Origin of the sequence: Pseudomonas sp. FSL R10-0056 (genome assembly GCF_009600105.1) — a bacterium.
GTDB classification, from domain to species: Bacteria; Pseudomonadota; Gammaproteobacteria; order Pseudomonadales; family Pseudomonadaceae; genus Aquipseudomonas; species Aquipseudomonas bubulae.
On record NZ_WIWL01000172.1, the window covers coordinates 35,407 to 61,598 of the forward strand.

24 protein-coding genes are annotated in these 26,192 nt (G+C 59.3%); 18 read left to right on the forward strand and 6 right to left on the reverse strand.

Going from position 1 to position 26,192, the window contains the following annotated elements:
* The first annotated feature begins 81 nt into the window (after positions 1-81).
* From GHO42_RS11010 to GHO42_RS11050, 9 genes are all read left to right on the forward strand, one after another.
* A complete protein-coding gene (locus tag GHO42_RS11010; RefSeq protein WP_016779683.1) occupies positions 82-828 on the forward strand; it encodes an amino acid ABC transporter permease in 747 nt (248 codons plus the stop codon).
* Complete coding sequence (locus tag GHO42_RS11015) at positions 828-1,502, forward strand: amino acid ABC transporter permease (RefSeq protein WP_019823564.1); 675 nt, start codon at positions 828-830, stop codon at positions 1,500-1,502. The genes GHO42_RS11010 and GHO42_RS11015 overlap by 1 nt, the downstream gene beginning before the upstream one ends.
* Positions 1,499-2,233: an amino acid ABC transporter ATP-binding protein gene (locus GHO42_RS11020; protein ID WP_016779681.1), complete on the forward strand. Its 735-nt coding sequence runs from the start codon at positions 1,499-1,501 to the stop codon at positions 2,231-2,233. Before GHO42_RS11015 ends, GHO42_RS11020 begins: the two co-directional genes overlap by 4 nt.
* Before the next feature lie 168 nt (positions 2,234-2,401).
* The gene (locus tag GHO42_RS11025; RefSeq protein ID WP_095020398.1) at positions 2,402-4,306 is read left to right on the forward strand and encodes an ATP-binding protein; all 1,905 of its coding nucleotides are present in this window, start codon (positions 2,402-2,404) and stop codon (positions 4,304-4,306) included.
* Entirely contained in the window at positions 4,303-5,628 is a 1,326-nt protein-coding gene (locus GHO42_RS11030) for a sigma-54 dependent transcriptional regulator (RefSeq protein ID WP_095001411.1), read from the forward strand. Before GHO42_RS11025 ends, GHO42_RS11030 begins: the two co-directional genes overlap by 4 nt.
* Positions 5,629-5,636: 8 nt before the next feature.
* Positions 5,637-5,963, forward strand: coding sequence for a GlpM family protein (locus GHO42_RS11035; RefSeq protein WP_169844883.1), 327 nt, complete (start codon positions 5,637-5,639; stop codon positions 5,961-5,963).
* A gap of 179 nt (positions 5,964-6,142) precedes the next feature.
* The gene (locus GHO42_RS11040; protein ID WP_133144831.1) at positions 6,143-7,069 is read left to right on the forward strand and encodes an arginase; all 927 of its coding nucleotides are present in this window, start codon (positions 6,143-6,145) and stop codon (positions 7,067-7,069) included.
* Positions 7,060-7,434 (forward strand): EamA family transporter, encoded by a 375-nt coding sequence (locus GHO42_RS11045; protein WP_095001413.1) that lies wholly within the window; start codon positions 7,060-7,062, stop codon positions 7,432-7,434. Before GHO42_RS11040 ends, GHO42_RS11045 begins: the two co-directional genes overlap by 10 nt.
* Positions 7,435-7,445: 11 nt before the next feature.
* Positions 7,446-7,865 carry a transporter gene (locus GHO42_RS11050; protein ID WP_095001414.1) on the forward strand — a complete coding sequence of 140 codons (420 nt, stop codon included), beginning with the start codon at positions 7,446-7,448 and terminating at the stop codon, positions 7,863-7,865.
* Positions 7,866-7,927: 62 nt separating this feature from the next.
* Here the strand turns inward: GHO42_RS11050 and GHO42_RS11055 are convergent, their stop codons facing one another.
* Positions 7,928-8,692, reverse strand: a complete 765-nt coding sequence (locus tag GHO42_RS11055) for a MipA/OmpV family protein (RefSeq protein ID WP_095019468.1) — start codon at positions 8,690-8,692, stop codon at positions 7,928-7,930.
* A gap of 228 nt (positions 8,693-8,920) precedes the next feature.
* Here GHO42_RS11055 and GHO42_RS11060 point away from each other — a divergent pair, with 228 nt between their 5' ends.
* From GHO42_RS11060 to GHO42_RS11085, 6 genes are read left to right on the forward strand one after another with little or no spacing between them, the layout of a single operon-like run.
* Positions 8,921-9,616: an MtnX-like HAD-IB family phosphatase gene (locus tag GHO42_RS11060; RefSeq protein WP_095024195.1), complete on the forward strand. Its 696-nt coding sequence runs from the start codon at positions 8,921-8,923 to the stop codon at positions 9,614-9,616.
* Positions 9,609-11,003: an aspartate aminotransferase family protein gene (locus GHO42_RS11065; RefSeq protein ID WP_095001417.1), complete on the forward strand. Its 1,395-nt coding sequence runs from the start codon at positions 9,609-9,611 to the stop codon at positions 11,001-11,003. The genes GHO42_RS11060 and GHO42_RS11065 overlap by 8 nt, the downstream gene beginning before the upstream one ends.
* A complete protein-coding gene (locus GHO42_RS11070) occupies positions 11,000-11,866 on the forward strand; it encodes a carboxylesterase (protein WP_095001418.1) in 867 nt (288 codons plus the stop codon). The genes GHO42_RS11065 and GHO42_RS11070 overlap by 4 nt, the downstream gene beginning before the upstream one ends.
* A gap of 15 nt (positions 11,867-11,881) precedes the next feature.
* On the forward strand, positions 11,882-13,006 hold the full coding sequence (locus tag GHO42_RS11075; RefSeq protein WP_095026430.1) for a GNAT family N-acetyltransferase: 1,125 nt from the start codon (positions 11,882-11,884) through the stop codon (positions 13,004-13,006).
* Complete coding sequence (locus GHO42_RS11080) at positions 13,006-14,766, forward strand: ATP-binding protein (protein ID WP_095001420.1); 1,761 nt, start codon at positions 13,006-13,008, stop codon at positions 14,764-14,766. The genes GHO42_RS11075 and GHO42_RS11080 overlap by 1 nt, the downstream gene beginning before the upstream one ends.
* Positions 14,763-16,154, forward strand: a complete 1,392-nt coding sequence (locus GHO42_RS11085) for a sigma-54 dependent transcriptional regulator (RefSeq protein ID WP_095019471.1) — start codon at positions 14,763-14,765, stop codon at positions 16,152-16,154. Before GHO42_RS11080 ends, GHO42_RS11085 begins: the two co-directional genes overlap by 4 nt.
* A gap of 42 nt (positions 16,155-16,196) precedes the next feature.
* Here the strand turns inward: GHO42_RS11085 and metE are convergent, their stop codons facing one another.
* A complete protein-coding gene (metE, locus tag GHO42_RS11090) occupies positions 16,197-18,509 on the reverse strand; it encodes a 5-methyltetrahydropteroyltriglutamate--homocysteine S-methyltransferase (protein ID WP_095001422.1) in 2,313 nt (770 codons plus the stop codon).
* 107 nt (positions 18,510-18,616) lie between these two features.
* On the opposite strand from metE, the gene metR reads away from it, so the two are divergent.
* Positions 18,617-19,534, forward strand: coding sequence for a transcriptional regulator MetR (gene metR / locus GHO42_RS11095; protein WP_095001423.1), 918 nt, complete (start codon positions 18,617-18,619; stop codon positions 19,532-19,534).
* Between the two features lie 52 nt (positions 19,535-19,586).
* Here metR and GHO42_RS11100 read toward each other — a convergent pair whose 3' ends face one another.
* The 3 genes from GHO42_RS11100 to GHO42_RS11110 are packed head-to-tail and all read right to left on the reverse strand — an operon-like array spanning position 19,587 to position 21,187.
* Entirely contained in the window at positions 19,587-20,099 is a 513-nt protein-coding gene (locus tag GHO42_RS11100) for a GNAT family N-acetyltransferase (RefSeq protein WP_133144830.1), read from the reverse strand.
* A gap of 12 nt (positions 20,100-20,111) precedes the next feature.
* A complete protein-coding gene (locus GHO42_RS11105; protein ID WP_153327799.1) occupies positions 20,112-20,750 on the reverse strand; it encodes a LysE family translocator in 639 nt (212 codons plus the stop codon).
* Positions 20,750-21,187, reverse strand: coding sequence for an NUDIX domain-containing protein (locus GHO42_RS11110; protein ID WP_095001627.1), 438 nt, complete (start codon positions 21,185-21,187; stop codon positions 20,750-20,752). The genes GHO42_RS11105 and GHO42_RS11110 overlap by 1 nt, the downstream gene beginning before the upstream one ends.
* Positions 21,188-21,494: 307 nt before the next feature.
* Here GHO42_RS11110 and GHO42_RS11115 point away from each other — a divergent pair, with 307 nt between their 5' ends.
* Positions 21,495-23,114 (forward strand): FMN-binding glutamate synthase family protein, encoded by a 1,620-nt coding sequence (locus GHO42_RS11115; protein ID WP_153327801.1) that lies wholly within the window; start codon positions 21,495-21,497, stop codon positions 23,112-23,114.
* Positions 23,115-23,304: 190 nt separating this feature from the next.
* The gene (locus tag GHO42_RS11120; RefSeq protein WP_133144827.1) at positions 23,305-24,408 is read left to right on the forward strand and encodes an OpgC domain-containing protein; all 1,104 of its coding nucleotides are present in this window, start codon (positions 23,305-23,307) and stop codon (positions 24,406-24,408) included.
* A 100-nt stretch (positions 24,409-24,508) separates the two neighbouring features.
* Here GHO42_RS11120 and GHO42_RS11125 read toward each other — a convergent pair whose 3' ends face one another.
* Complete coding sequence (locus tag GHO42_RS11125; RefSeq protein WP_095001428.1) at positions 24,509-25,915, reverse strand: amino acid permease; 1,407 nt, start codon at positions 25,913-25,915, stop codon at positions 24,509-24,511.
* Between the last annotated feature and the right edge of the window lie 277 nt (positions 25,916-26,192).

Below are 26,192 nucleotides of genomic sequence, written 5' to 3' on the forward strand. Positions count from 1 at the left end.
GTGCCCGGCGACCCTGCCGGGTGAGAACGGATTCCCTGAAGCAAGTGCTTGTTTATAGACCCATCTGAGGGGAGACCCTGCATGAATTACAATTGGGACTGGAGCGTGTTCTTCAAGTCCACCGGCGTAGGCAGCGAGACATATCTCGACTGGTTTATTTCCGGCCTGGGCTGGACCATCGCTATCGCTGTTGTCGCCTGGATTGTCGCGCTGATCCTGGGTTCGCTGCTGGGCGTGATGCGCACCCTGCCGAACCGCTTTATCGCGGGCATTGCCACGGTATACGTAGAAATCTTCCGTAACGTTCCGCTGCTGGTGCAGCTGTTTATCTGGTACTTCCTGGTGCCCGATCTGCTGCCACCCAACCTGCAGGAATGGTACAAGCAGGACCTCAACCCGACCACTTCGGCTTATCTGAGCGTTGTCGTGTGTCTGGGCCTGTTTACCGCCGCACGTGTTTGCGAACAGGTACGTACCGGTATCGAAGCCCTGCCACGGGGCCAGGAAGCAGCGGCCCGCGCCATGGGTTTCAGCATGGCGCAGATCTACTGGAACGTGCTGCTGCCACAGGCCTACCGGATCATCATTCCACCGCTCACCTCCGAATTCCTCAACGTGTTCAAGAACTCGTCCGTGGCCTCGCTGATCGGTTTGATGGAACTGCTGGCACAAACCAAACAGACGGCCGAGTTTTCCGCCAACCTGTTTGAAGCCTTCACCCTGGCCACGTTGATCTACTTCACCCTGAACATGAGCCTGATGCTGTTGATGCGCCTGATCGAGAAAAAAGTAGCCGTACCCGGTCTCATGTCTCTGGGGGGCAAATAATGGACTTCTTCGATTTCAGCGGGATTGTCCCCGCCCTGCCGGGCCTGTGGAACGGCATGATCATGACCCTCAAGCTGATGGTCATGGGCGTTGTCGGTGGTGTGGCCCTGGGCACCGTGCTGGCCCTGATGCGTTTATCGTCAAGCAAGTGGATGGCCAACCTGGCCGGCGCTTACGTGAACTATTTCCGTTCCATCCCGCTGCTGCTGGTCATTACCTGGTTCTACCTGGCCGTGCCGTTCGTGCTGCGCTGGATCACCGGCAAGGACACCCCGATCGGGGCGTTCGAGTCGTGCCTGGTAGCCTTCGTCATGTTCGAAGCAGCCTACTTCTGCGAAATCGTGCGAGCAGGCGTGCAGGCCATCCCCAAGGGGCAAATGGGTGCAGCCAAGGCCCTGGGCATGAGCTACGGCCAGGCCATGCGCCTGATCATCCTGCCCCAGGCCTTTCGTAAAATGACCCCGCTGCTGCTGCAACAGAGCATTATCCTGTTCCAGGACACCTCTCTGGTCTACACGGTTGGCCTGGTGGATTTCCTCAATGCCTCGCGTTCCAGTGGCGACATCATCGGCCGCTCCAATGAGTTCCTGATCTTCGCCGGTCTGGTGTATTTCATCATCAGCTTTTCCGCCTCGCTGCTGGTCAAGCGTCTGCAAAAAAGGTTTGCCGTATGATCTCGATCAAGAACATCAACAAGTGGTACGGGGACTTCCAGGTACTGACCGATTGCAGTACTGAAGTCAAAAAAGGCGAAGTGGTCGTTGTCTGTGGCCCGTCGGGCTCGGGCAAGTCGACCCTGATCAAGTGCGTCAACGCCCTTGAACCGTTCCAGAAAGGCGACATCGTGGTTGACGGCACCTCCATTGCCGACCCGAAGACCAACCTGCCGAAGCTGCGTTCGCGGGTTGGCATGGTGTTCCAGCACTTCGAACTGTTCCCGCACATGACCATCACCGAAAACCTGACCATTGCCCAGGTCAAGGTATTGGGCCGCAGCAAGGCTGAAGCCACCAAAAAAGGCCTTGAGCTTCTGGAACGCGTAGGCCTGTCGGCCCATGCCCACAAGCACCCCGGCCAGCTTTCCGGCGGGCAACAACAACGTGTGGCGATTGCCCGCGCCCTGGCCATGGACCCGATCGTCATGCTGTTTGATGAACCGACCTCGGCCCTTGACCCGGAAATGGTCAACGAAGTGCTCGACGTCATGGTGCAGTTGGCCAACGAAGGCATGACCATGATGTGCGTGACCCACGAAATGGGTTTTGCCCGCAAGGTCGCCAATCGGGTGATCTTTATGGATCAGGGCAAAATCGTCGAAGACTGTGAGAAAGAAGAGTTTTTCGGTGATGTATCGGCCCGCTCCGAGCGTGCCCAGCACTTCCTCGCCAAGATCCTGCAGCACTAAACACCCGTTCAGCTCCCACCGGCTTGGGTGGGAGCGGGCTTGCTCGCGATGGCAGCGATCCTGGTTAACTGATGAACCGCGCCGCTCCCATCGCGAGCAAGCCCGCTCCCACAGTGGATCTACGTGAACGGTCAACCACTGCACAGTGGTTGACCCAAGGCATCTGTGATGAAATGCGACCCCACTATTTATCGCGGTGCTCCGCCCTCACTTGCCGTGAAACCTCGCCTGCTCCGTCATTTCCTGCTGCCTCTGCTGATCATCCTGTTGACGATCGGCCTGGGCTACGCGGGCTATCGCATCAGTGAACACTTCGGTATTCGTACCCTGAGCGAAACCGGCGAACGCCAACTGGAACTGCATGCCCGTACCGTTGAAAGTGAGCTGGGCAAATACACTTACCTGCCCAGCCTGCTGGAGCTGGAGTCCAGCGTTTCGCGATTGCTCGCCGATCCCTCCGTGCAGAACCGGGTCACCGTCAACCAATACCTCGAAGGCCTGAACCGCCGCAGCCGCAGCCGGGCCATCTATGTGCTCGACACCACCGGCCGCGTGATGGCTACCAGCAACTGGCGGGATACCGACAGTTATCTGGGCGAGGACCTGTCATTTCGCGCCTATTTTCAGGATGCCGTACGCGGCCAGCCCGGACGCTTCTACGGCATTGGCAGTACCTCGGGTGAACCCGGCTACTACCTCGCCCACGGCCTGGAAGAGCAGGGCAAGATCATTGGCGTGGCCGTGATCAAAGTCCGCCTCGAAGCCCTTGAGGAGCGCTGGCAACGCGCCCGCCTCGAAGCCTACGTCAGCGACGAGAACGGCATTATCATCCTGTCCAGCGACCCTACCCGGCGGCTCAAGTCCATCCACCCGCTCAGTGCCGACACCAAGGAGCGCCTGGCCCGCAGCCTGCAGTACTACTGGTGGCCGCTCAACGAGCTGGAACCGCTGGAGCGGGAAAACCTCGCCGAAGGCGTAGAAAAAGTCACCTTCGCCAGCAGTAACGATGTGGTGACCGACCACCAGGAAGTCAGCTACCTGGCGCAAACCCGCAGGCTTAACGACACCCCCTGGGACATCACCCTGCTCACGCCATTGCAAGACCTGCGCCGTGAAGCGGCGAACCAGGGAATGCTGGTGGCGGTGGCATTTGCCTTGCTGGCCTTTTTGCTGATTGCCTGGAATGAGCGACGCAAAGTGATAGCCACTCGACTGGCTGCACGGGAAGCCCTGCAAGAGGCCAACAACCAGCTGGAGCGCAAGATCACCGAGCGCACCACCCACCTGCGGGCCAGCAACGAACGGCTCAAAGGCCAGATACGCGAGCGGCGCCAGGCCGAAGACACCCTGCGCCGCGCCCAGGATGAACTGGTACAGGCGGGCAAGCTGGCGGCCATCGGGCAGATGTCCACCAGCATCGCCCATGAACTGAACCAGCCGCTGGCGGCCTTGCGCACGCTGTCGGGCAATACCGTGCGTTTTCTTGAACGCGGTGATCTCAAGGTCGCCGCGGACAACCTCGGCACCATCAACAATCTGGTCGACCGAATGGGCCGCATCACCGCTAACCTGCGCTCCTTCGCCCGCCGCGGTGACGATCATGGCCAGGCCTGCCTGGGCAAGGCCGTTGACGCCGCCCTGCAACTGCTCGCCAGCCGCATGGAAGAATCAGGGGTGCAACTGCATCGAGACTTCACGGAGGTGGCGCTCAAGATTGATCAAACCCGACTTGAGCAAATTCTGGTCAACCTGATCGGCAATGCGCTGGACGCCATGCAAGGTCAGGCGACACAACCGCAACTGTGGCTGACGGGCGAGCCCAACGACGCCAAATACCGTCTGTGCGTGCGCGATAACGGTCCCGGGATCGAGCCAGAAGCACGCAAACATCTCTTTGAACCTTTCTTCACCACCAAACCCGGCGAACAGGGTCTAGGCCTTGGCCTGACCCTGTCGGCCAGCCTGGCCGCTGCTGCCGGCGGTAGCCTCAGTGTCGAGTTCCCGGTCACCGGTGGTGTCGCATTTGTCCTTCTTTTGCCGCTGGTACAACCTGCTAAGGCCGACACGCCATGAATAACGACCTGACGGTCCTGATTGTTGAAGACGATCCCCATGTTCTGCTCGGCTGCCAGCAGGCGCTGGCGCTCGAAGATATTCGCAGCGAAGGCGTCAGCAGTGCCGAACAGGCGCTGGCGCTGGTAGGCGACAACTTCCCGGGTATCGTCATCAGTGATATCCGCCTGCCCGGAATGGATGGTCTTGAACTGCTCAAGCACCTCAAGGCCCGCGACCGCACCCTGCCGGTGGTATTGATTACCGGGCATGGCGATATTTCCATGGCCGTGGGCGCCATGCGTGACGGTGCCTATGACTTTATGGAGAAACCCTTCTCCCCCGAACGCCTGGTTGATGTGGCCCGTCGTGCGCTGGAGCAGCGCAGCCTGGCGCGGGAAGTCTGGTCGCTGCGCCGTCAGCTTGCCGAGCGTGATTCACTTGAAGGACGCATCATCGGCCGCTCGCCGGCCATGCAGCAGTTGCGCGAACTGATAGCCAACGTCGCCGATACTTCAGCCAACGTGCTGATTGAAGGTGAAACCGGTACCGGCAAGGAGCTGGTCGCCCGCTGCCTGCACGACTTCAGCCGCCGCCAGCCCCAGCAATTTGTCGCCCTCAACTGCGGTGGTCTGCCGGAAAACCTGTTTGAAAGCGAAATTTTCGGCCACGAAGCCAACGCCTTTACCGGGGCAGGCAAACGCCGCATCGGCAAAATCGAACACGCCCATGGCGGCACGCTGTTTCTCGACGAAGTGGAAAGCATGCCGCTCAACCTGCAGATCAAACTGCTGCGGGTTTTGCAGGAGCGCACTCTGGAGCGCCTGGGCTCCAACCAGAGCATCGATGTGGACTGCCGGGTTATTGCGGCGACCAAATCCGACCTCGACCAACTGAGCAAGGCCAGCCAGTTTCGCAGCGACCTGTACTACCGCCTGAACGTGGTCACACTTGAGCTGCCACCTTTGCGCGAACGCCGCGAAGACATCCTGCAACTGTTTGAATACTTTCTGCAGCAATCATCATTGCGTTTCGACCGTGCGGCCCCGGAGCTGGATAACCAGACCCTGTCCAGCCTGATGAGTCATGACTGGCCGGGCAATGTGCGGGAACTGCGCAACGTGGCCGAACGTTTTGCCCTGGGCCTTCCGGCGTTCAAAAAGCCGGGGAGCAATGCAGCGCAGGGGCTGGGGTTTTCCGAGGCGGTGGAAGCGTTCGAACGCAACCTGCTCAACGATGCCCTGCAACGCAGCGGCGGCAACCTGACCCAGGCCAGCCAGGAACTGGGCATGGCCAAGACCACCCTCTTTGATAAAGTCAAAAAATACGGGCTCGCGCACTGATGGATCTGATTCTCAAAGCTGCACTGGGCGCTGGAGTGGTGATCATTCTGGCCATGCTGGCCAAAACCAAAAACTACTACATCGCAGGGCTTGTGCCGCTGTTTCCAACCTTTGCCCTGATCGCCCACTACATCGTCGGCAAAGGCCGCTCGGTGGACGACCTGAAAACCACCATTGTGTTCGGCATGTGGTCGATCATTCCTTACTTCGTGTACCTCGCTGCCCTGTACGTGCTGGTCGATCGCATGCGCCTTGAAGCCTCGCTGGCGCTGGCCGCCGTAGCCTGGCTAATGGCCGCGACCGTGCTGGTCAGCGTTTGGGTACGCCTGCACTGAAACGATGGGAGCGGGCTTGCTCGCAATACAAATGACGCGGTTTGCCAGATAAACAGCAGTGACATCCTCGCTGGCAACCCCGACCCCCACAGGCCAAGTCGTTTGGCCCGCCCCTTGCATTTACCCTATAAAGCCCGCCCTGCCTGGATCGGCGGCGATGACATGGGGTAAATCACACTTTGAATATTCTCGATCTTGATCACAGCCTGACCTCACAAGCACCGATTAAGCAACGTCTGACCGACGGTCGTGCCACACGCCTGGACTTGCTGGAACTGGGGCCGCAACTGCGTCTGTGGTCCACCGAACGCAATTACCGGCGCTTCGCTGAACGCCTGCAACAACGGCCGAAACGCTCCACGCAGCGGCCAGAAATCTTTTTTATAGGCTCCGGCGACTATCACCACCTGACCCCGGCCTTGCTCGCGGACTTGCCCGAACCGATCACCCTGATCCACTTCGACAACCATCCTGACTGGGTGCGCTTTGCCCCCCGCCGCCATTGCGGTTCGTGGGTCAACCGCGCCTTGAAGCTGCCGAACATCAAACGCATAGTCACCCTCGGCCCCTGCAGTGATGACCTGCAAAACCCGCAGTTCAAGGGCGCAAATCTCGGGGCCCTGTGCCGTGGCGATTTGCAACTATTCCCCTGGCAGCATGCTCCCACCAAGGTCTGGGGCCGAATCGGCGACGGCGCAGGGCACGAGCAGCACGAGAACCTGTTGCACTGGCGCAACCTCGCCGATCAGGACTGGCCGACCTTTCTCGACGAGTTGATCCGCAGTCTGCCTACCGAAGCGATCTGGATAACCGTGGACAAAGACGTACTCGCCAGCGAAGACGCCGCCACCAACTGGGATCAGGGTGGTATGCGCCTGACCCACTTGCTTCACGCCCTTCGTGCCCTGGCCACCAGCAAGCGGGTATTGGGTATTGATGTTTGCGGTGAGTTTGCCAAGGCTGCGCACCGCAATGTGCTCAAACGCTGGGAGGCCCGATCGGACCAGCCAGCACCTGGGCGCTGGAGTGAAAGCGATCTGCTGCGCAACTCAACCACCAATGAAGCGCTGATCCATTTATTCGAGGAGCTGTTCCCATGTCCTTGATCGTAATTGCGCTGGTGGCGTTTTCCATTGTGCTCGATGTTATCGGCCAGCTGTGTTTCAAAATCGGCCTGGACCGCTTGCCGGAACTGGAGGGTGGTTTTCGCCTGAATGCCTTCTGGGGTCAGGTATTTAGTGCACCGATGCTGTGGGCTGGGGTCGGCGCTTACGTGATTGAGTTCTTCGTCTGGCTGGAGGCCCTGTCGAGGGCACCCTTGAGCTTGCTATTCCCGGCCGCTGCGCTGGCGTATTGCGGTGTGGTATTCGCCGGCAAGGTGTTCCTGGGCGAACACGTCAGCCGTCGGCGCTGGATGGGCACCCTGGTTATTACCCTTGGAGTGATGCTGGTCTGCATCACCGCAGCTTGAGGAGTTGAGCAATGGCAAACACTGACGGGTTAAAAGCCCCGGATAACGGCTGGCTGCACGGGCGTTTGGGCACGATTGTGCTGTGGGCCTTGTTGATTGCTCTCGAGAGCGCAGGGCAAATAGCCACCAAAATCGGTGGCGATCAATTGGGACAGATGGACTTCACCCTGCAGTGGCTCCAGGCCGTGCTGCTCAACCCGGGAGTATGGGTGGCCATTGCCTGTTATTTCGGCGCGTTTTTTGTCTGGATGCTGATATTGCGCCGCAGCAGCCTGTCGCTGGCGTTTCCCTTGAGTTCACTGGTATTTGTCGGGGTGCTGATGGGCTCCTGGCTGGGCCTTGGCGAGCAAATCAGCGCACTGCACTGGGCAGGCGTGGCGGTGATTGTCGGCGGGATTGCGCTGCTGGCCGATGGTGAACCGGAACATTGAGTCACTGCCTGCTTTCCCTTAGCCCAACCCTCTCTTTCCGGGAGAGGGTTGGGAGGGCCGCTTCAGAATTTGTAACTTACCGCCGTCTGCACCGCGCCCTGATTCACATTGCCCTGCTCGCGTACGATGCTGCTGTCCGCCGCCGCCCTCAGCAGGCGTGTCCAGCTGGCACTGGTCACCAGCGACCAGTTCGCGGTCAGCGGAAACTCGAAATTCTGGGTCAAGGTAACATTCTGGAGGCCGCCACTGGCCTTGTACGCGGAAATCCCTGACGCCTGCGCCTCGCTGTCACTTACGCCAAAAAAGGTCGACATCTGCCGACCATCAGCAAAGTGCACCGCCAACTGGCTGCTGCCGATAATCCCCTGCCCCAGCGGGTAACCCAACTCGCCCCCGACCTGACCCAGCACCCCGCCTTGACCGCCTGCACCACCCACCGCCTGCCCGAGCTGTGCGTAGACACGCCAGAAGTCAGCCGGGCTGTACTGCACAAAGCCGCCGAACATGGCCATGTCTGAAACATCGCGCAGGCCCCGCAGCGAACCATTGGCATTGCGTCCCGACACATAGTTGAGCACGGGCCCTGCGCTCCAGCCGTCGGCCTTGAAAGCACTCCAGGTCAGGCCGTCATCGGTATTGAGGCTGACATCGCCCCAGTCCACATCAAAATACGGCAATGGCACTGTCTGGTAGCGGCTGGCGCTTGGATCATACGGCTGATAGCCAATCCCCATGCCCACTTCCCCACTGGGGCCGTCTGCGGCATGGGCAGCCGCGCTGACGCCCAACAAAGTGAGCAGCAAAAAAGCACAGACCGGAGTTTTCATCACGAGGGTTCCATAGAGGTTCTATGCGCGCATCAATCCCTTTTTAGCGCGGCCTGCGCAAGCACTCATGTTGTTTGTAGCAAGCTACAAAAATTGTAGCTTCAAGCCCGACTGCCACCCAAAAACTCGCGCAGAGCCCCAGCCCACGGGGCTTTCAATAGTTGGCACAGTCAATGCTATGTCCTCTGGCAAGCGCAAAAAGCGCGCCTTTTCGACAGGACAATGCAGATGATGCAATGGCATATCGTGTGTGATTTCGACGGGACCATTACCCGTACCGACGTCATCGACAACATTCTTCAACGTTTCGCCGACCCCAGCTGGGAAGCGATCGAAGACCAATGGTTGCAGGGTGACATCGGTTCGCGTGAATGCCTGAGCCGCCAGCTGTCGCTGGTCAAAGCCACGCCTGCCGAGCTGCTGGCCTATTTCGACAGCGTTGAGATTGACCCTGACTTCCCCGACTTCGTCGACCACGTCATCGGTCTTGGCGCCTCCATCGAGGTCGTCAGTGACGGCATCGAACAAGCCATCGCCCGCATTCTGGCCCGTAACTACGTAAGCCTGTTGCCGATCCTGGCCAACCGCCTGCGTCAGGTCGACCAGAACAGTTGGCGCATCGACTTCCCTTATTCCAGCGACGCCTGCCGTGCCGCTTCGGGCAACTGCAAGTGCAAATCCGCCCCCGACGGCAAACGCGTGCTGGTGATTGGCGATGGCCGCTCCGACATGTGCGTGGCCTCTGGCGCCGATTTCGTCTTTGCCAGGGACAGCCTGGCCGAACACTGCGAGCGCAACGGTATCCCGTACGCACGATTTGACTCCTTTGCCGAACTCCCGGCCCTGCTCGCCAAACTGCCGAGCCATGCCGCCAACGCGCCCCACTATTCTCGTGAACAGCAGGAACTCTTCAATCATGTCTGATATTCGAATCGCTACCCCTGAAGACCAGATTCTTCTGGAAAAAGAAGCCAAGTACTGCTCGTACGGCGACACCGTTCACTACATCGAACCACCGCGCATTTTTAGCCGCTGCGAAGGCTCCTACGTGTGGGACACCGAAGACCAGGCCTACCTCGACCTGCAAATGTGGTACTCGGCAGTCAACTTCGGTTATTCCAACCCGCGCCTGAACAACGCCCTCAAGCAACAGATCGACACCCTGCCGCAGATCGCCAGCCAGTATCTGCACAAGGGCAAGATCGAGCTGTCGGAGCGCATTGCAGTCGACGCCAAAAACAAGTTCGGCCTCGACGGTCGTGTGCACTTCAACGTCGGCGGCTCGCAATCCATCGAAGACTCGCTGAAGGTGGTGCGTAACGCCAGCAACGGCAAAAGCCTGATGTTCGCCTTCGAGGGCGGTTACCACGGCCGCACCCTGGGCGCCTCATCGATCACCTCGAGCTACCGCTACCGTCGCCGTTACGGCCACTTTGGCGAACGCGCCAACTTCATCCCGTTCCCGTACCACTTCCGCGGGCCAAAAGGCATGACCAAGGAAGAGTACGGCAGCCACTGCGTGCAACAGTTCGCCCGTCTTTTCGAGACCGAATACAACGGCGTGTGGGACCCGAAAGTCGGCCAGAGCGAATACGCCGCGTTCTACGTCGAGCCGATCCAGGGCACCGGCGGCTATGTGATCCCGCCGATGAACTTCTACAGCGAGCTCAAGCACGTACTGGATCAGCACGGCATTCTCATGGTGGTTGACGAAATCCAGATGGGCTTTTGGCGCACTGGCAAGCTGTGGTCGATCGAACACTTCGACGTCAAACCCGACGTCATCGTGTTCGGCAAGGCACTGACCAACGGCCTCAACCCGCTGGGCGGCATCTGGGCCCGTGAAGAGCTGATCAACCCCAAGGTATTCCCGCCGGGCTCGACCCACTCCACCTTCGCCTCCAACCCGCTGGGTACTGCGGTGGGCCTGGAAATGTTCAAGATGACCAGCGAAGTCGACTATGGCGCGATGGTCATGGCCAAGGGCAAGTACTTCCTCGACGGCCTGCAAGATCTGCAAAAACGCTACCCGATCATCGGTGACGTCGACGGCCTGGGCCTGGCCCTGCGCTGCGAAATCTGCGGCCCGGACGGTTTTACCCCGGACAAGGCCACTCTCGACTTCATGGTTGAGGAAGGCATGAAGGGGGATATCGAAATCGACGGCAAACGTCTGGGTCTGATTCTCGACGTGGGCGGCTACTACAAGAACGTTATCACCCTGGCGCCGTCGCTGGAAATCAGCTACGCCGAAATCGACCTGGGCATCGCCCTGCTCGATCGCCTGCTGGCTCGGGCCATGAAACGGTGAATGGGGCAGAGATCGATCTGGGCGAAGGCAACACCGGTTTCGTTCTCGGCACGGGTGAGGTCGGGGTCTTGTTGATCCACGGCCTTACCGGCACCCCGACGGAGTTGCGTCGGGTTGCCCAGGGGCTGGCAAAAGACGGGACGTGCACGGTGTACGTCCCCACCCTGGCCGGGCACTGCGGTGACAACAGCGACCTGCAGGCCACCGGCTGGCTGGACTGGTATGAAGGCGTGCGCAAGACCTTTGCCGGGATCCGCCAGCGCCACCAGCAGGTGTTCGTCGGCGGGCTGTCGATGGGTGCGGTAATGTCGATGTACCTGGCCTCCGAACACCCGGGCCAGGTCGCCGGGCTGTTGATGTACTCCACGACCTTGCGTTATGACGGCTGGAGCATCAACAAGCTGGCCTTTATGACCCCGCTGCTGATGAAGATCCCCTTTGGTGTGCACCTGTGCAGCTTTGAGGAAAAGCCGCCCTACGGTATTAAAAACCAGCGCCTGAGGGCCATTGTCGAGCGCCAGATGAAAGCCGGCGAAAGCAGCAATGCCGGGTTGTTGACGATGGAAGGGATCACCGTGCGTGAACTGCACCGGATGAATGCCGTGGTGAAAAAACGCATGCCTTCGATCACCACCAAAGCCCTGGTGCTGCACTCCATTGAAGACGATATCACCAGCCGATGGAACGCCGATTACGTCGAACGCCATCTGGGCGGGCCGGTGACCAAGGTGCTGCTCGACAACTGCTATCACATGATCACCGTCGACCTGCAATACCGCCGCGTGATCGAACTGAGTGACGCCTTTATCAAGAAAAACAGCCGCACGGCACCGGTCCCTGTCGAGTACCTCAAGCAGGCCTGAGCCCAAGGACGCCCCATGATTACAGCCCAAGCCTTTTCATCCATTCAGGCAATCGACCGTGAAGCCTGGAATGACTGTTTTCCAGATGCCCTGGAGGATTGGGATTACATTATGGCCGTCGAAAAAGCCGGGATTGAAGGCTTTGCATGGCGTTACCTGACGCTGTTCGAAGGTTCCACCCTGATTGCCGCAGCGACTGCGTTCACCACGTGCTATCGCCTCGACACCACGGTCCAGGGCATCGGCAAACGCTTTACCGAAAAACTCAATCGCGCACTCCCGGGGTTGGTGCAGCTAAAGCTTTACGCCATCGGCTCACCGGTGACCGAACAATGCAGTGCGGGAACGGCCAGTCATGTACAGGCGGCGCAGCGCCCTGCCCTGCTCGCCCGGTTGCTGACCCTGGCCCAGACCGATGCGGCCCGCCTGGGTATCGGCCTGATTGCCGTCAAGGACGTCCCCAGCCATGACGCTGACTGGGCGCACAGTTGCAAGGCGGCGGACTTTCAGGCCATGCCCGGCTTGCCCAGTGCGACGCTGCCCGTGCCCTTTGGATCAGTGGACGGCTACCTTGGCTCGCTGGGCAAGTCCACCCGCAAAGACATGCGCCGCAAACTGCGTACGCCTGGCCCACGGGTGGAATGGCGCAACGCAATTGACGACGTCTTGCCTGAAATCATGCGCCTGTACGAGGCCAGCCTGGCGCGCAGTGATCTGCAACTGGAGCGCTTACCAGCGACCTATTTCACCGGTATCCTCCAACAACTCGGCGACCGGGCAGTGTGCGTTTTGTACTGGCTCGACGATCAACTGGTGGCGTTCAATCTGGTGTTGATTGACGAACACCGTCTGATCGACAAGTTTTTTGGTCACGACCTTGAGCTCACCCGTGACTACAATCTGTACTTCAGGAGTTGGCTGGTGAATGTCGATTACTGCATACGTCACAATATTGCCCTGTACGAATGCGGTCAGGCCGGCTACGCGAGCAAGATTCGTCTGGGCTGCACCTTTCAAAGCAATACGCTGTTTTTCCGGCATCGCAACTGGCTGATCAATAACGCACTCAAACTGGTCAAACTGTTCATTCGCCCTGACCGCCACGACCCGGCACTGGCGGCTGCGATAAGCGAGTACTAATGCCCACCACGCCCAAAACACCGCGCCAGCCACAACCCTTCAAAGTGTCGCGCTGGACCGTACAGCGCAAACTGGTGCTGGCGTTCTGGCTGGTCAGCGTGATCCCGACCATGATTGCTGCCGAACTGGCAGCGACCACCCTGTCGCAGATTTTCGACAGTAACGTACGGGTCTGGCTGCAGGAGTCGACCAAAATCGTCAAGGACGAGATCAGCGAAATCCTCGCGGACAACGCCCGCGCCGCCAAGCTGCTTCTCCAACACGCCCACCCGCCGTCCTCCAGCAAGGCCATCCGCCATGACCGGCTGACTGCCGATATCGCCGAAGCCATGGGCATAGACGTGGTCGCGCTGATCCGTGACAGCGACCACAAAGTGATTTTCAGTACCGCCAGCGACACCATTGTCGACCAGATCAGCCTGAGCCCCAACGCTGTACTGCAAACTATCAATGTCGGCGGTGTGCCAACCGGCACCGTAGTCTCGACCTTTGCCACCAGCCAGGATGGAGTGAACTATCAGCTGCTGGTGGCTACCTATATGGACAGCAGCTTTCTGACCAGCGTGGCCGACGTGCACTCCCTCGACTTGCGTTTGTACCTGTCCAATACGGCAGGCTTTGCCGAGATATTCTCCAGCCAGCGTTTCGAAGACCGCCAGCTGATGGTGCCCGGCGCCATCGAACAAACCCTGCGGGAAACCCGTCAGCCCAGCGAACAATTCACCAGCCGCTACAGCGGCTTGTACTGGCCCATCCTCAACGACACCGGTGAGCTGCAAGGGGTGATCTACAGTGGCCTGCTGCGCCATAGCAGCCTGGTGGGGCTGGTCAACCAGAGCAACCTGTTCGCGTTGATCTTCCTGGTCGGCTCGGTACTGTCGCTGACCGTCGGCTGGCTGGTTTCCGAACGCCTTACCCGGCCGTTGCGCGACCTCTCCGAAGGGGTACGCGCCGTCACTGCCGGGGACTACAACCAACGCGTGGCGGTGTCGGGCAACGACGAACTGGCCGAGCTGAGCAGCACCTTCAACCATATGACCGCACGACTGGGCGAGCTGCATCATCTCGAAGCCCAATTGCGTCGCCGCGACCGCCTGCATGCCCTGGGCGAGGTGGCCATGGGCCTGGCCCACGAAATCCGCAATCCGCTGGGCATTATCAAAACCGCGACCCAACTGTTGCACCGCCGGGCCGATCTGGGTGAAACCGACAAGCGCCATCTGGAGTACGTGGTCAGCGAGGTGACCCGCATCAATGACCTGATCACCGAGTTTCTCGAATTCGCCAAGCCCAGCGCCCCCGTGCGTGCGCCGCAGCTGGCGCGGCCTCTGGTCGAAGACATTCTGGGTTTCTGCAAACCGGAGCTGGAAAGCCACACTATTGATGCCCACATCGACGATCAGGCGCCCGGTGCGACCCTGTACGCCGATGCCGGACAACTCAAACAGGCGTGCCTGAACCTGATCATCAACGCCATCGACGCCATGCCTGAGGGCGGATGCCTGACCGTACGTATTTCCCGCGAAGAGGACTACACAGTAATAGGCATTGCTGATACCGGAGAAGGAATCGCACCCGATATGCTTGAGCGTATTTTCACGCCCTTTGTGACGACCAAAGCCTCAGGCACGGGGCTGGGCCTGGCCAAAGTGTTCTCCATCATGGACAGCCACGACGGACGCATCGAATGCATCAGCGAGAAAGACGTCGGAGCCACCTTCAACCTGTACATTCCGGCCCACGGAGGGGATGAAACATGAGTCATAACGTGCTGGTGGTCGACGATGAGCCCAAACTCTGCGACTTGCTCAGCTCGGCACTGAGCCAGAACCGGATTCAGGTCTTCACTGCCAGCAACGGCCTGCAGGCACTTGAAGTTCTGGAGCAGGAAGATATCGACCTGGTGATCAGCGACTGGCGCATGCCCGGCATGGACGGCCCGCAGTTACTGGCCGAGATCAAACAGCGTTACCCGAACCTGCCAGTGATTGTAATGACTGCCTACAGCACGGTAAAAAACGCCGTACAGTCCATACGTAACGGCGCCTACGATTACATCGCCAAGCCCTTTGATATCGACGAGCTGGATATTACGGTCAGCAAAGCCCTGCAGTTTCGCGACATTTTGCGCGACAACGCGCGCATGCGCGCCGAGCTGGACGAGCACCAGCACATCGACAGCCTGATTGGCGACAGCCCAAGCTTTCGCCGGGTGCTGCAGGCCATCGACTCGGTACGCGAGAGCAACGCCACGATCCTGCTGACTGGCGAAAGCGGTACCGGCAAAGAGATGGTCGCCCGCGCCATCCACAAACACGGCAGCCGCGCCGACAAACCCTTTGTCGCGGTCAACTGTGCGGCGATTCCTGAGGGGCTGCTTGAAAGCGAGATGTTCGGCCACCGCAAAGGCGCGTTTACCGGCGCCGTAGCAGACAGGGTCGGGCGCTTTATGCAGGCCGACAAGGGCACCCTGTTTCTCGATGAAGTGGGCGATATGCCCCTGGCCTTGCAGGCAAAAATCCTGCGGGCGCTGCAAGAACGGGTGATCGAGCCCGTGGGGGATCCGCGAGAGCGCAAGGTGGATGTGCGGGTCATCGCCGCGACCAACAAAAACCTGCTGCAAGCCGTAGCCGACAAGGAGTTTCGCGAAGACTTGTATTACCGCCTGAACGTCTTCCCGATTCCGCTGCCCGCGTTGCGCGAACGCGTTGAAGACATCGCCTCGCTGGCGCGGCACTTTGCCCATAACCTGGGTGCTACCGCAGGCAAACGCATCACCGGTTTCAGCCCCAGCGCCTTGCAGGCGATGGCCCAGTACAGTTGGCCGGGCAATATTCGCGAACTGCAAAACTGCGTGGAGCGCGCCACCATTGTGGCCAATAGCAGCACTATCCAGGACAGTGACCTGCCGCCCTACCTGTTCAGTGCCCAACCCGGCCAGAGCAGTGCCTTGCTTGCCCCCGGACCGAGCGTGCCCCCCGACCTGGAAGCCGCGTTGGCCGAAGTCGAAAAAGCCTACATTCTAAGTGCCCTGCAACAGGCCAATGGCGTACAGGCTGCGGCGGCGCAGTTAATCGGCATATCCGAGCGCAGTTTCTGGTACCGCCTGAAAAAGCTGGATATTCATGTCGATAAAATTGTCAGGTAACACCTCAAAGCCCCTCACCCGGAGGGAGAGGGGCTATTGATCTCAAGCGGCTTGCAAGCGTAGTTGCCGTGCTGCCGCGACCATGTTGATCAGTGCCGCTTCAGTCTCGGCCCAGGCCCGGGTTTTAAGGCCGCAGTCGGGGTTGACCCATAGCCGCTCAGCGGGAATACGCTGCGCTGCCTTGCTCAGTAACTTGATCATCTCAGCCGTTTCCGGCACCCGTGGCGAGTGGATGTCATACACACCCGGGCCGATGTCGTTCGGATAGTCGAACGCTTCAAATGCATCAAGCAGTTCCATGTCCGAGCGCGAGGTTTCGATGGTGATCACGTCCGCGTCCATCGCGGCAATCGACTTGATCACATCATTGAACTCGCTGTAGCACATATGGGTGTGGATCTGGGTTTCATCCCCCACACCCGAGGCACACAGACGGAAGGCTTCCACCGCCCAGTCCAGGTATTCCTGCCACTGTGCACGGCGCAACGGCAAACCTTCACGGAACGCGGCTTCGTCGATCTGCACGATTTTGATCCCTGCCTGTTCCAGATCCACCACTTCATCGCGGATCGCCAGAGCCAGTTGTTGCGCCTGTACTTTGCGCGATACGTCTTCGCGGGGGAAGGACCACATCAGCATGGTCACCGGGCCTGTCAGCATGCCTTTCATCACCTTGTCGGTCAGGCCCTGAGCGTATTTGATCCACTCAACGGTCATGGCCTGCGGGCGGCTCAGGTCGCCGAAGATGATGGCCGGTTTTACGCAACGTGAACCGTAGCTCTGTACCCAGCCGTATTGGGTGAACACATAGCCGTCCAGTTGCTCGGCGAAATACTCGACCATGTCATTGCGCTCGGCCTCGCCGTGTACCAGTACGTCCAGACCCAAACGTTCCTGGACCAGTACAGCGTTGCGGATTTCGCTGTGCATCGCGTCGGTGTATTCGCTGGTCGACAACTTGCCTTGTTTGTAAGACTGACGCGCCAGACGAATCGAAGCAGTCTGCGGGAACGAGCCGATGGTGGTGGTCGGGAATGCCGGCAGATTCAAGCGGGCACGCTGCACTTCGATCCGTGCAGCAAAGGGTGACTGGCGCTGGCTGTCGGCGTCGGTGATCGCTGCAATACGGGCTTGTACGGCGGCCTTGTGAATACGTGGCGAGCTGGCCCGGCTTTGTTGTACGGCGCGACTTTGGGCCAGGGCTTCTTGTACCTTGGGGTCTTGCGGGATATTCAGCGCATCACGCAGCACTGCAATTTCAGCGCACTTTTGCTTGGCGAAGGCTAACCAGCTTTTCAGCTCGGCATCCAGTTTGGTTTCGCGGTCCAGATCCACGGGGCTGTGCAACAGCGAGCAGGAACCGGCTACCCACAGGTTATCGCCAAAACGCTCTTCGGCTTCCTGCAGTTGCGCCAGGGCGTTTTCCAGATCGCAGCGCCACACGTTGCGGCCATTGACCAGGCCCAGGGACAACACTTTGTAAGTCGGCAGGCGGTCCAGAATGGCATGCAACTGGTCGGGAGCACGCACCAGATCCACGTGCAGGCCATCCACCGGCAGGCCAACCGCCAGGCCGAGATTGTCTTCCAGGCCGCTGAAGTAGGTGGCAACCAGCTTCTTGAGTGGCGAGTATTGAAGAATGTGATACGCGCGTTCAAAGGCGTTTTTCCATTCCTGTGGCAGGTCGAGCGACAGGATCGGCTCGTCGATCTGTACCCATTCCACGCCCTGCTCAGCCAGGCGGGACAGGATTTGAGCGTAAACCGGCAGCAGGTTTTCCAGCAGGTCGAGCTTGTTGAATTCGTTGCCTTTGGCCTTGCCCAGCCACAAGTAGGTCAACGGGCCAATGATCACGGGTTTGACCTTGTGGCCCAGCGCCTGTGCTTCTGCCGTTTCTTCAAACAGCTCGTTCCAGCTCAGATCAAAGCGCTGGTCCTGACTGAATTCCGGTACCAGATAGTGGTAGTTGGTATCGAACCATTTGGTCAGTTCCTGGGCATACTGGCCTTTGCCGTGCTCAGCACCGCAGCAGCTCTGACTGGCACCGCGAGCCATGCCAAACAGGGTATCCAGGGTTGGCTGGCGCTGCTCGTCCAGGGTGCTGGAAAAACGCGGGGGGATCACGCCGAACGTCAATGAGTGGGTCAGCACCTGGTCGTACCAGGCAAAGTCACCGACCGGCAACAAATCGATGCCTGCGTCTTTTTGCAACTGCCAGTGGGTGGCACGCAATTGGCGGCCAACGTCTTTCAGCGCGGCCTGGTCAATATCACCCTTCCAATAGGCTTCGAGTGCTTTTTTCAGCTCGCGGTCTGCGCCGATGCGGGGGAAACCAAGATTGTGTGCCAGGGCCATAACAACATTCCTTCGTGTAAGTAATGGCACTATTATCGACACCCGCTACAACATGAGACAAACTCAACGTTTTCGTGTTGATCATCAAAGTTACTCATGGAGCCACTGTGCTGGAAATTCGTCACCTCAAAACCCTGCACGCGTTGCGCGAGTCAGACAGTCTGGTCGAAGCAGCCGAACGCCTGCACCTGACCCAGTCCGCTTTATCCCACCAGTTCAAAGAGCTTGAAGAGCGCATGGGCATGCCCCTCTTTGTGCGCAAAACCAAACCGGTTCGCTTCACCAGCGGCGGCTTGCGCCTGCTGCAACTGGCCGATGCCATGCTGCCCCTGCTGCGCGGTGCCGAACGCGATATCGCACGTCTGGTTGGCGGAACGGCCGGTCGTCTGCATATGGCGATTGAATGCCACAGCTGCTTCCAGTGGTTGATGCCGACCATTGACCAGTTCCGCGATGCCTGGCCCGAGGTCGAGCTGGATCTGGCATCCGGTTTTGCCTTCGCACCCTTGCCGGCACTGGCCCGGGGCGATCTGGATCTGGTGGTCACGTCCGACCCGCAGGAAATCGCCGGGCTGACCTATGTGCCGCTATTTACCTATGAAGCCATGCTAGCAGTGGCCAATCAGCATCCATTGGCCAGCAAGCCATTTATCGTGCCTGAGGATTTGAGCAGCGAAATTCTGATCACTTACCCGGTGGAGCGCGATCGCCTCGACATCTTTACCCGCTTCCTGGAGCCGGCCGATGTAGAACCTGCGCAGGTTCGCACCTCGGAGCTGACAGTGATGATGATGCAGCTGGTAGCCAGCGGCCGGGGAGTCTGCGGGATGCCGCACTGGGCGCTGCATGAATACAGCTCACGGGGTTATGTGAAGGCCAAACGCCTGGGCGAGAAAGGCCTGTTTGCGACACTCTACGCCGCGATTCGCGCCGACATGCTGGATGCACCTTATATGCGCGACTTTTTGCTGACAGCCAAGGACACGTCATTTTCGACGCTGGATGGCGTGAGTGCGGTTCGCTGACAACGGCAAGGCAGTGTGGGAGCGGGCTTGCCCGCTCCCACCCAGAGCCCGGTCAGTTCTCTTCTATATTGACCAACCGGCGCATATGCACCCGGTCGTAATAGGCCTCCCCCACCCGAATTGCGCAGTCTTCCAGCCCCGACTGTGCAAAACCGCAGCGCTGGTACAACGCCAGTGCAGCATCGCTGTTAGCGCTGACCGTCAGTTCGATCACCTTGGTTTCGGGCTCTTGCTCAGCCAGTGAAACCACCGCCTGCACCAGATGCTCCCCCAGCCCTTGCCCACGAAAAGCCTGCGACACATACAAACCAAACAACGTGGTCTTGTGCCGGGCATCTTCCCAGGGTTCGAATGCCAGGCCGACAATGCCCACCAGTCGGGAATCGACAAATGCACCGAACAGGGCGCTCAGTTCATCGTCCAGTTTTGCTTCCCACCAGCTCAGCGGTAACTTCTCACGTTGGGTTATGGAGGATACAAAAGCCTCGGGGTGCTGCGCATAAGCCTCAAGCATCAGTTTGCGATAAGCCTTGGCGTTTGCGGGTTCAAGCAGTTCTATAGCCATTACGGGTCCAGGTCATACGGTTTTACGTTGTTCCAGCATCAGCCTCACCGCCAGTGCGGCCAGCACACCGCCCATCACATAGCGCTGCACGGCCAGCCATAGCGGGTTGCGTACAAACCACACGGCAATACCGCTGGCAAACAGCGCGATCAGCAGGTTAACCGTGAAGCTGACGCTGATTTGAGTCAGGCCCAATACAATACTCTGAGTGAACATCGAATCGTGTTCCGGGTTGATGAATTGCGGGAAAACCGACAAATAGAACACCGCCACCTTGGGGTTGAGTACGCTGGTCATAAAGCCCATCGTCAGTAGCTTCGGCATGGCATCCGGCGCCAGGTCCCGGGCTTCGAACGGTGAGCTGGCACCCGGGCGTACAGCTTGCCAGGCCATCCACAGCAGATACAGGGCGCCCGCCCACTTGAGTGCCTCATAGGCCATCGGTACAGCCATAAATACCGCCGTCAAACCCGCAGCGGCGGCAAACATGTGCACGAAAAAACCCGCCACCACCCCGAGCAACGATGTGACGCCTGCCTTGCGCCCTTGGCAGATGGAGCGCGAGATCAGGTAGATCATGTTCGGCCCTGGCGTCAGCACCAACAGCAGGCAGGCCGCAGCAAAAATCAGCAATTCATGGGCTGGAATCATCAGGCCGTCCGGGACTGCAAGGCATTGCGATAAAACGGCAGGACCAGATCCCGGGTCAACGGCGCCAGTACCAGGCCGCCATCGCCCTCGGGGTCGATCCACTGCACTTCTTCAATTTCTGCCGCTGCCACCACGGGCTGACTGATATGCACCAGGAACAGCTCGGCCTGTACCTCAAAACCCGGTTCGTTGACCGCAGGGGCAGCGAAATGGCCCAGCCAGGTCGCGCTGGCCGGGTCGATCACCAAAGCCAGCTCCTCTTCCAGCTCACGGGCCAGGGCGTCGACCGGCTGCTCACCGGCATCGATCTTGCCGCCGGGTTGCATAAAGGCCTGGGTGCCGCGCTTGCGTACCAGCAGGGTCCGCCCATCGAGGCCAATCACTACGGCAGCGGCAATACGAATGATTCTGGAGGTTGCGGGTTCAAATGAGGTCACGGAATTCGGCCAACAAAACAGTAAGGTCAAGAAGGATTGCACGACCCAACGCCCCTGAAAATACACAGATGTCACTTTTACCCGAGCCTTCTGTATGAAGTGCCCGACTTTGGTCGGGATGCTGCCACAGATGAAATCCCGTTCAATGAATAATCTGACAGGGAGTTGGCATTTGCTTGATAGATGACCAACACTCCCCCCAGCAAACCTCCGACTCAAAGAGAGGGTTCTATTGTCCTTTTTCTGTTCTTGACCACGCCAGGCATCACCGCCCGGCGGAACAGACCAGCCTGAAACAGGAAACCGTATGAGCCTGTCACTGTTAAGCCGTTATGCGTTTTTTGCATTCTGCGTCATCTTCACCCTCGCCAGCCTGCCCTTTATGCACCATGAGTGGCTGTGGCCCTTCACGGCCGTGTCACTGGCCTTGAGCCTGCTGGGGATTTTCGATTTGCTGCAAAGCCCCCACGCCGTGCGTCGCAACTACCCGATCCTGGGCAATATTCGCTATCTGGTGGAAGCCATCCGCCCAGAGATTCGCCAATACCTGCTGGAATCTGACAGCGATGCGCTGCCCTTCTCACGGGCGCAACGTTCGCTGGTGTACTCACGAGCCAAGAATGAGAGTGCCGACAAGCCTTTCGGCACTCTGGTTGACGTTTACCAGCCCGGTTTTGAATTTATCGGTCACTCCATGCGCCCGGCCCCGTTGACCGCCCCCAGCAGCTTTCGCATCGTGGTGGGCGGCCCGCAATGCAGCCAGCCGTACTCGGCGTCGATCTTCAATATTTCAGCCATGAGCTTTGGCTCACTGAGCGCCAACGCCATCCGCGCCCTCAATCAGGGTGCCAAGCTCGGTAACTTTGCCCACGACACGGGTGAAGGCAGTATCAGCTCCTATCACCGTGAGCATGGTGGTGACCTGACGTGGGAACTGGGCAGTGGCTACTTCGGTTGCCGCACTTCGGACGGGCGTTTCGACCCTGAGCGTTTTGCCGCCCAGGCTCGCACGCCACAAGTGCGGATGATTGAAATCAAAATGAGCCAGGGCGCCAAACCAGGCCATGGCGGTATCCTGCCCAAGCATAAAGTGACCGCGGAAATCGCCGAAACCCGCGGTGTGCCCATGGGTGAAGACTGCATCTCGCCTTCGCGCCACAGCGCCTTTTCAACGCCTATCGAGCTGATGCAATTTATCGCGCAGTTGCGTGAGCTGTCCGGCGGCAAGCCCGTGGGCTTCAAGTTTTGCCTGGGTCATCCGTGGGAGTTTATGGGCATTGCCAAGGCCATGCTGGAAACCGGCATCCTGCCGGACTTTATCGTGATTGATGGTAAGGAAGGCGGCACCGGCGCGGCGCCCGTAGAGTTCACCGACCACATTGGCGCACCGCTGCGCGAAGGCTTGTTGTTCGTCCACAACACCCTGGTGGGCCTGAACCTGCGTGACAAGATCAAGCTCGGCGCCAGCGGCAAGATTGTCAGCGCCTTCGATATAGCCAGCGTGCTGGCCATCGGTGCCGACTGGGCCAACTCGGCTCGGGGCTTTATGTTCGCCATCGGCTGCATCCAGTCGCAATCGTGCCATACCAACAAGTGTCCCACCGGCGTGGCCACCCAGGACACCTTGCGCCAGCGCGCGCTTGTAGTGCCGGACAAGGCCCAGCGGGTTGTGCAGTTCCACCGGAACACCCTCAAGGCCCTGGCCGAAATGCTCGCCGCAGCAGGCCTGGAACACCCGGCACAGCTCAAGGCCAAGCATCTGGTACGACGCATGTCCGCCACCGAAATCAAACTGTTCTCACAGTTGCATGTGTTCCTCAAGCCCGGCGAACTGCTCACCGGCGAGGTCAATGGCGAGTTCTATTCGCGCATGTGGCAAATGGCCCGTTCGGACAGCTTTGAGGCCAACGAAATAGCGGCGGCCTGACGGCCCACCAGCAGGCCGCGCTGAAATAAGGCGCTGGCGGGTGTGTTCGAGCAGTAGCTAGAGACATTCAGTAATATCCAACCTTTGCATTTAACCCGTAATACCATCACCCTGCGCGCCGCCGATACGCGGCGCGCAACCTCCGCTGCGCCCGTCGGTCCTAACTAAACCCTTTGTTTGAGTACTCGCCGTGACGCTGAACGGACGCGACCACCGCATCGATTTTTTTCGCGGGCTGGCGCTGATTTTTATTTTTTGGGACCACATCCCGCACAACCCGCTGGCCGAATTTACGGTGCGCAATTTCGGCTTCAGCGATGCTGCGGAGATTTTTGTATTTCTGGCCGGTTATGCCGCCGTGCTGGCCTACGGCAAAATCGCTCAACGTGACGGTTTGTTGGTCGCCAGCGTGAAGATCCTGCGCCGCGCCTGGGTGCTGTATGTGGTGCATATCTTCCTGCTGGCGGTGCTGATGGGCATCGTGTTTTTTGCCAACAACCATGTCGAAACCCGTGACCTGGTGCAGGAAATGGGCCTGCAGTACTTCCTGAGCAATCCGCAACAGGCCCTCACCGACGAACTGCTGCTGCGCTTCAAACCCAACCTGATGGACCCGCTGCCGCTGTATATCGTGCTGTTGCTGGGTTTGCCGCTGGTGCTGCCGATGCTGCTGCGCAAGGCAGGCTATGTGGTTGCCGCGTCCCTGGCCCTGTACTTGCTGGCGCCGGTGTGGAACCTCGCGGCTCAGGAAGGCGGCGTGTGGTTTTTCAACCCTATGGCCTGGCAGTTTCTGTTTATTCTGGGCGGTGCAGCGGCGATCCACGGGCAGCAACCCAAGGCTGCGCAAAACCGTCCCCTGTCGCGTCAACCGGTGTTTTTGGGAGCAGTACTCTATCTGCTGGTGACCGGCCTGCTGGCACTGTCATGGCGATGGCCGCAGTTTCACGATGCGCTCATGCCGCTCTGGCTGGGCGAGTACCTGTACCCGATCAGCAAGACCAACCTTTCACCGGTACGCCTGCTGCATTTTCTGGCCCTGGCTTATGTGGCGGCCAAAGTGGTGCCCCACGGCAACTGGCTGAATAACCGGTTGGCCCGCCAGGCATGCCGCATGGGCCGCTATTCGCTGGAAGTGTTCTGTCTGGGAGTGATCCTGGCGCCGTTGGCTGACATGCTCAATGCGCTGGGCGGTGACGGGTTTGTCGTAAAGGTATTCAGCGCCCTGATGGGCGTGGGGATCATGGCCGTGCTGGCGGCCTGGCTGGACTGGAACAAGCGTCTGAACCGCAAGTAGCGAAAGCTGTTGTGGGAGCGGGCTTGCTCGCGATGGAAACGCCGCGGTTGGTCTGACCAACCGAGGTGCTTTTATCGCGAGCAAGCCGGCTCCCACATTGTCAGTGAGTCTGCGTGCGCTGCGTAGGCTGCAGCTTGAACACATAGAACAGCACGGTCAGCAGGATCAGGAAGGCTGGGCCTACAAACAGTGCGATTCGGGTTTCTTCGAAGTAGGCCATCAACCCGACCACCATAAACAAGAACCCCAATGCCGCGTAAGAGCTGTACGGGTACAACCACATACGGTACTTCAGGGCTGCCGCTTCCTGCGGGCTCAGACTCTTGCGAAAGCGCAGTTGCGCCAGCAGGATCATCAACCAGGTCCAGATTGCGCCAAAGGTGGCAATGGCCGTCACCCAGACAAACACCTTCTCCGGCGCCATATAGTTGAGCACAACCCCCAGCAGCAGCACGGCAATCGACAGCAGCAACGCCTGACGCGGCACACCGTTTTTCGCAGTGGTGGCGAAGTTGGCCGGGGCCTGGCCGTTTTGCGCCAGGCTGTAGAGCATGCGACCGGTGCTGAAAATGCCGCCGTTGCACGACGACAATGCCGCAGTAATCACCACAAAGTTGATAATGCCTGCTGCCGTCTTGATGCCCAGACGTTCAAAGGTCATTACAAACGGGCTGCCCGAGGTGCCGATTTCGTTCCATGGGTAGATGGACAGAATCACGAACAGTGCGCCGACGTAGAACAGCAGAATGCGCCAGAACACCGAGCCAATCGCACTCGGAATGGTCTTTTGCGGGTTCTTGGCTTCGCCGGCAGTCAGGCCGATCATCTCGACGCCCAGGTAGGCGAACATCACCATCTGCAAGGACATCAATACGCCCTGGATCCCGTTGGGCAAAAAACCACCGTGAGCCCAGAGGTTGGAAATACCCAGAGCGACTCCGTTATTGCCGAAGCCGAACGCGATAATGCCGATACCGCCGAAGACCATCGCAATGATGGTGACGATCTTGATCAGGGCAAACCAGAACTCGAACTCGCCAAACGCCTTGACCGCGATCAGGTTGATCGAGCCCATGCTGATCAGCGCCGCCAGGGCCCAGATCCAGCGCGGTACATCGGGGAACCAGATGCCCATGTACACCGCCACGGCGGTGATTTCCGCGACACAGGTCACCAGCCACAGGAACCAGTAGTTCCAGCCGGTCAGAAACCCGGCCAACGGGCCGAGGTAGTCCTGCGCGTAGCGGCTGAACGAACCGGCTACCGGGTTGTGCACGGCCATTTCGCCCAGTGCACGCATGATCACCAAAATGGCCAGGCCGCCGATGATGTAGGACAGCATGATGGCCGGGCCGGCCATTTCGATTGCTTTGGCCGAGCCCAGGAACAGGCCTACGCCGATACAGGCACCAAGCGCCATCAGGCGAATGTGGCGCTCGCCCAGTTCGCGTTTGAGTGGACCGCCCTGCACGCTATCTGCGTGGGGCTGGTGGTTGCCGACTGGCATAAAAGTACAACCTCGTATTGTTATTGGGTATCCATCAACAGAGCGTTCGAAAAGACGGGCGGGTTAGCTGTCTTGCCCCCTTGACCGGCCTGGACCTTGTAGGTCGGTAGGTCAAAAGAGAAATGCCCTGTTGAGATCGGCGGCGAGTATTGCACAGCGTTGGTGCACAGTCATGCCCCTACCTAGGACCTATTTACCTGCCTGTACGGACCGGACACATGGTTGACGGGTGTGCGGGGACATGGTGGACACTTTTCGGCGAGCCAACTTCGCCGGA

Coding starts and splice junctions, on each gene's coding strand:
- GHO42_RS11105 (WP_153327799.1), bottom strand. CDS start 20,750: ATGATTCCAGCCCATGAATTGCTGATTTTTGCTGCGGCCTGCCTGCTG.
- GHO42_RS11050 (WP_095001414.1), top strand. CDS start 7,446: ATGGCAAACACTGACGGGTTAAAAGCCCCGGATAACGGCTGGCTGCAC.
- GHO42_RS11045 (WP_095001413.1), top strand. CDS start 7,060: ATGTCCTTGATCGTAATTGCGCTGGTGGCGTTTTCCATTGTGCTCGAT.
- GHO42_RS11080 (WP_095001420.1), top strand. CDS start 13,006: ATGCCCACCACGCCCAAAACACCGCGCCAGCCACAACCCTTCAAAGTG.
- metE (WP_095001422.1), bottom strand. CDS start 18,509: ATGGCCCTGGCACACAATCTTGGTTTCCCCCGCATCGGCGCAGACCGC.
- GHO42_RS11075 (WP_095026430.1), top strand. CDS start 11,882: ATGATTACAGCCCAAGCCTTTTCATCCATTCAGGCAATCGACCGTGAA.
- GHO42_RS11085 (WP_095019471.1), top strand. CDS start 14,763: ATGAGTCATAACGTGCTGGTGGTCGACGATGAGCCCAAACTCTGCGAC.
- GHO42_RS11055 (WP_095019468.1), bottom strand. CDS start 8,692: ATGAAAACTCCGGTCTGTGCTTTTTTGCTGCTCACTTTGTTGGGCGTC.
- GHO42_RS11020 (WP_016779681.1), top strand. CDS start 1,499: ATGATCTCGATCAAGAACATCAACAAGTGGTACGGGGACTTCCAGGTA.
- GHO42_RS11010 (WP_016779683.1), top strand. CDS start 82: ATGAATTACAATTGGGACTGGAGCGTGTTCTTCAAGTCCACCGGCGTA.
- GHO42_RS11030 (WP_095001411.1), top strand. CDS start 4,303: ATGAATAACGACCTGACGGTCCTGATTGTTGAAGACGATCCCCATGTT.
- GHO42_RS11065 (WP_095001417.1), top strand. CDS start 9,609: ATGTCTGATATTCGAATCGCTACCCCTGAAGACCAGATTCTTCTGGAA.
- GHO42_RS11025 (WP_095020398.1), top strand. CDS start 2,402: ATGAAATGCGACCCCACTATTTATCGCGGTGCTCCGCCCTCACTTGCC.
- GHO42_RS11125 (WP_095001428.1), bottom strand. CDS start 25,915: ATGCCAGTCGGCAACCACCAGCCCCACGCAGATAGCGTGCAGGGCGGT.
- GHO42_RS11115 (WP_153327801.1), top strand. CDS start 21,495: ATGAGCCTGTCACTGTTAAGCCGTTATGCGTTTTTTGCATTCTGCGTC.
- GHO42_RS11100 (WP_133144830.1), bottom strand. CDS start 20,099: ATGGCTATAGAACTGCTTGAACCCGCAAACGCCAAGGCTTATCGCAAA.
- GHO42_RS11060 (WP_095024195.1), top strand. CDS start 8,921: ATGATGCAATGGCATATCGTGTGTGATTTCGACGGGACCATTACCCGT.
- GHO42_RS11015 (WP_019823564.1), top strand. CDS start 828: ATGGACTTCTTCGATTTCAGCGGGATTGTCCCCGCCCTGCCGGGCCTG.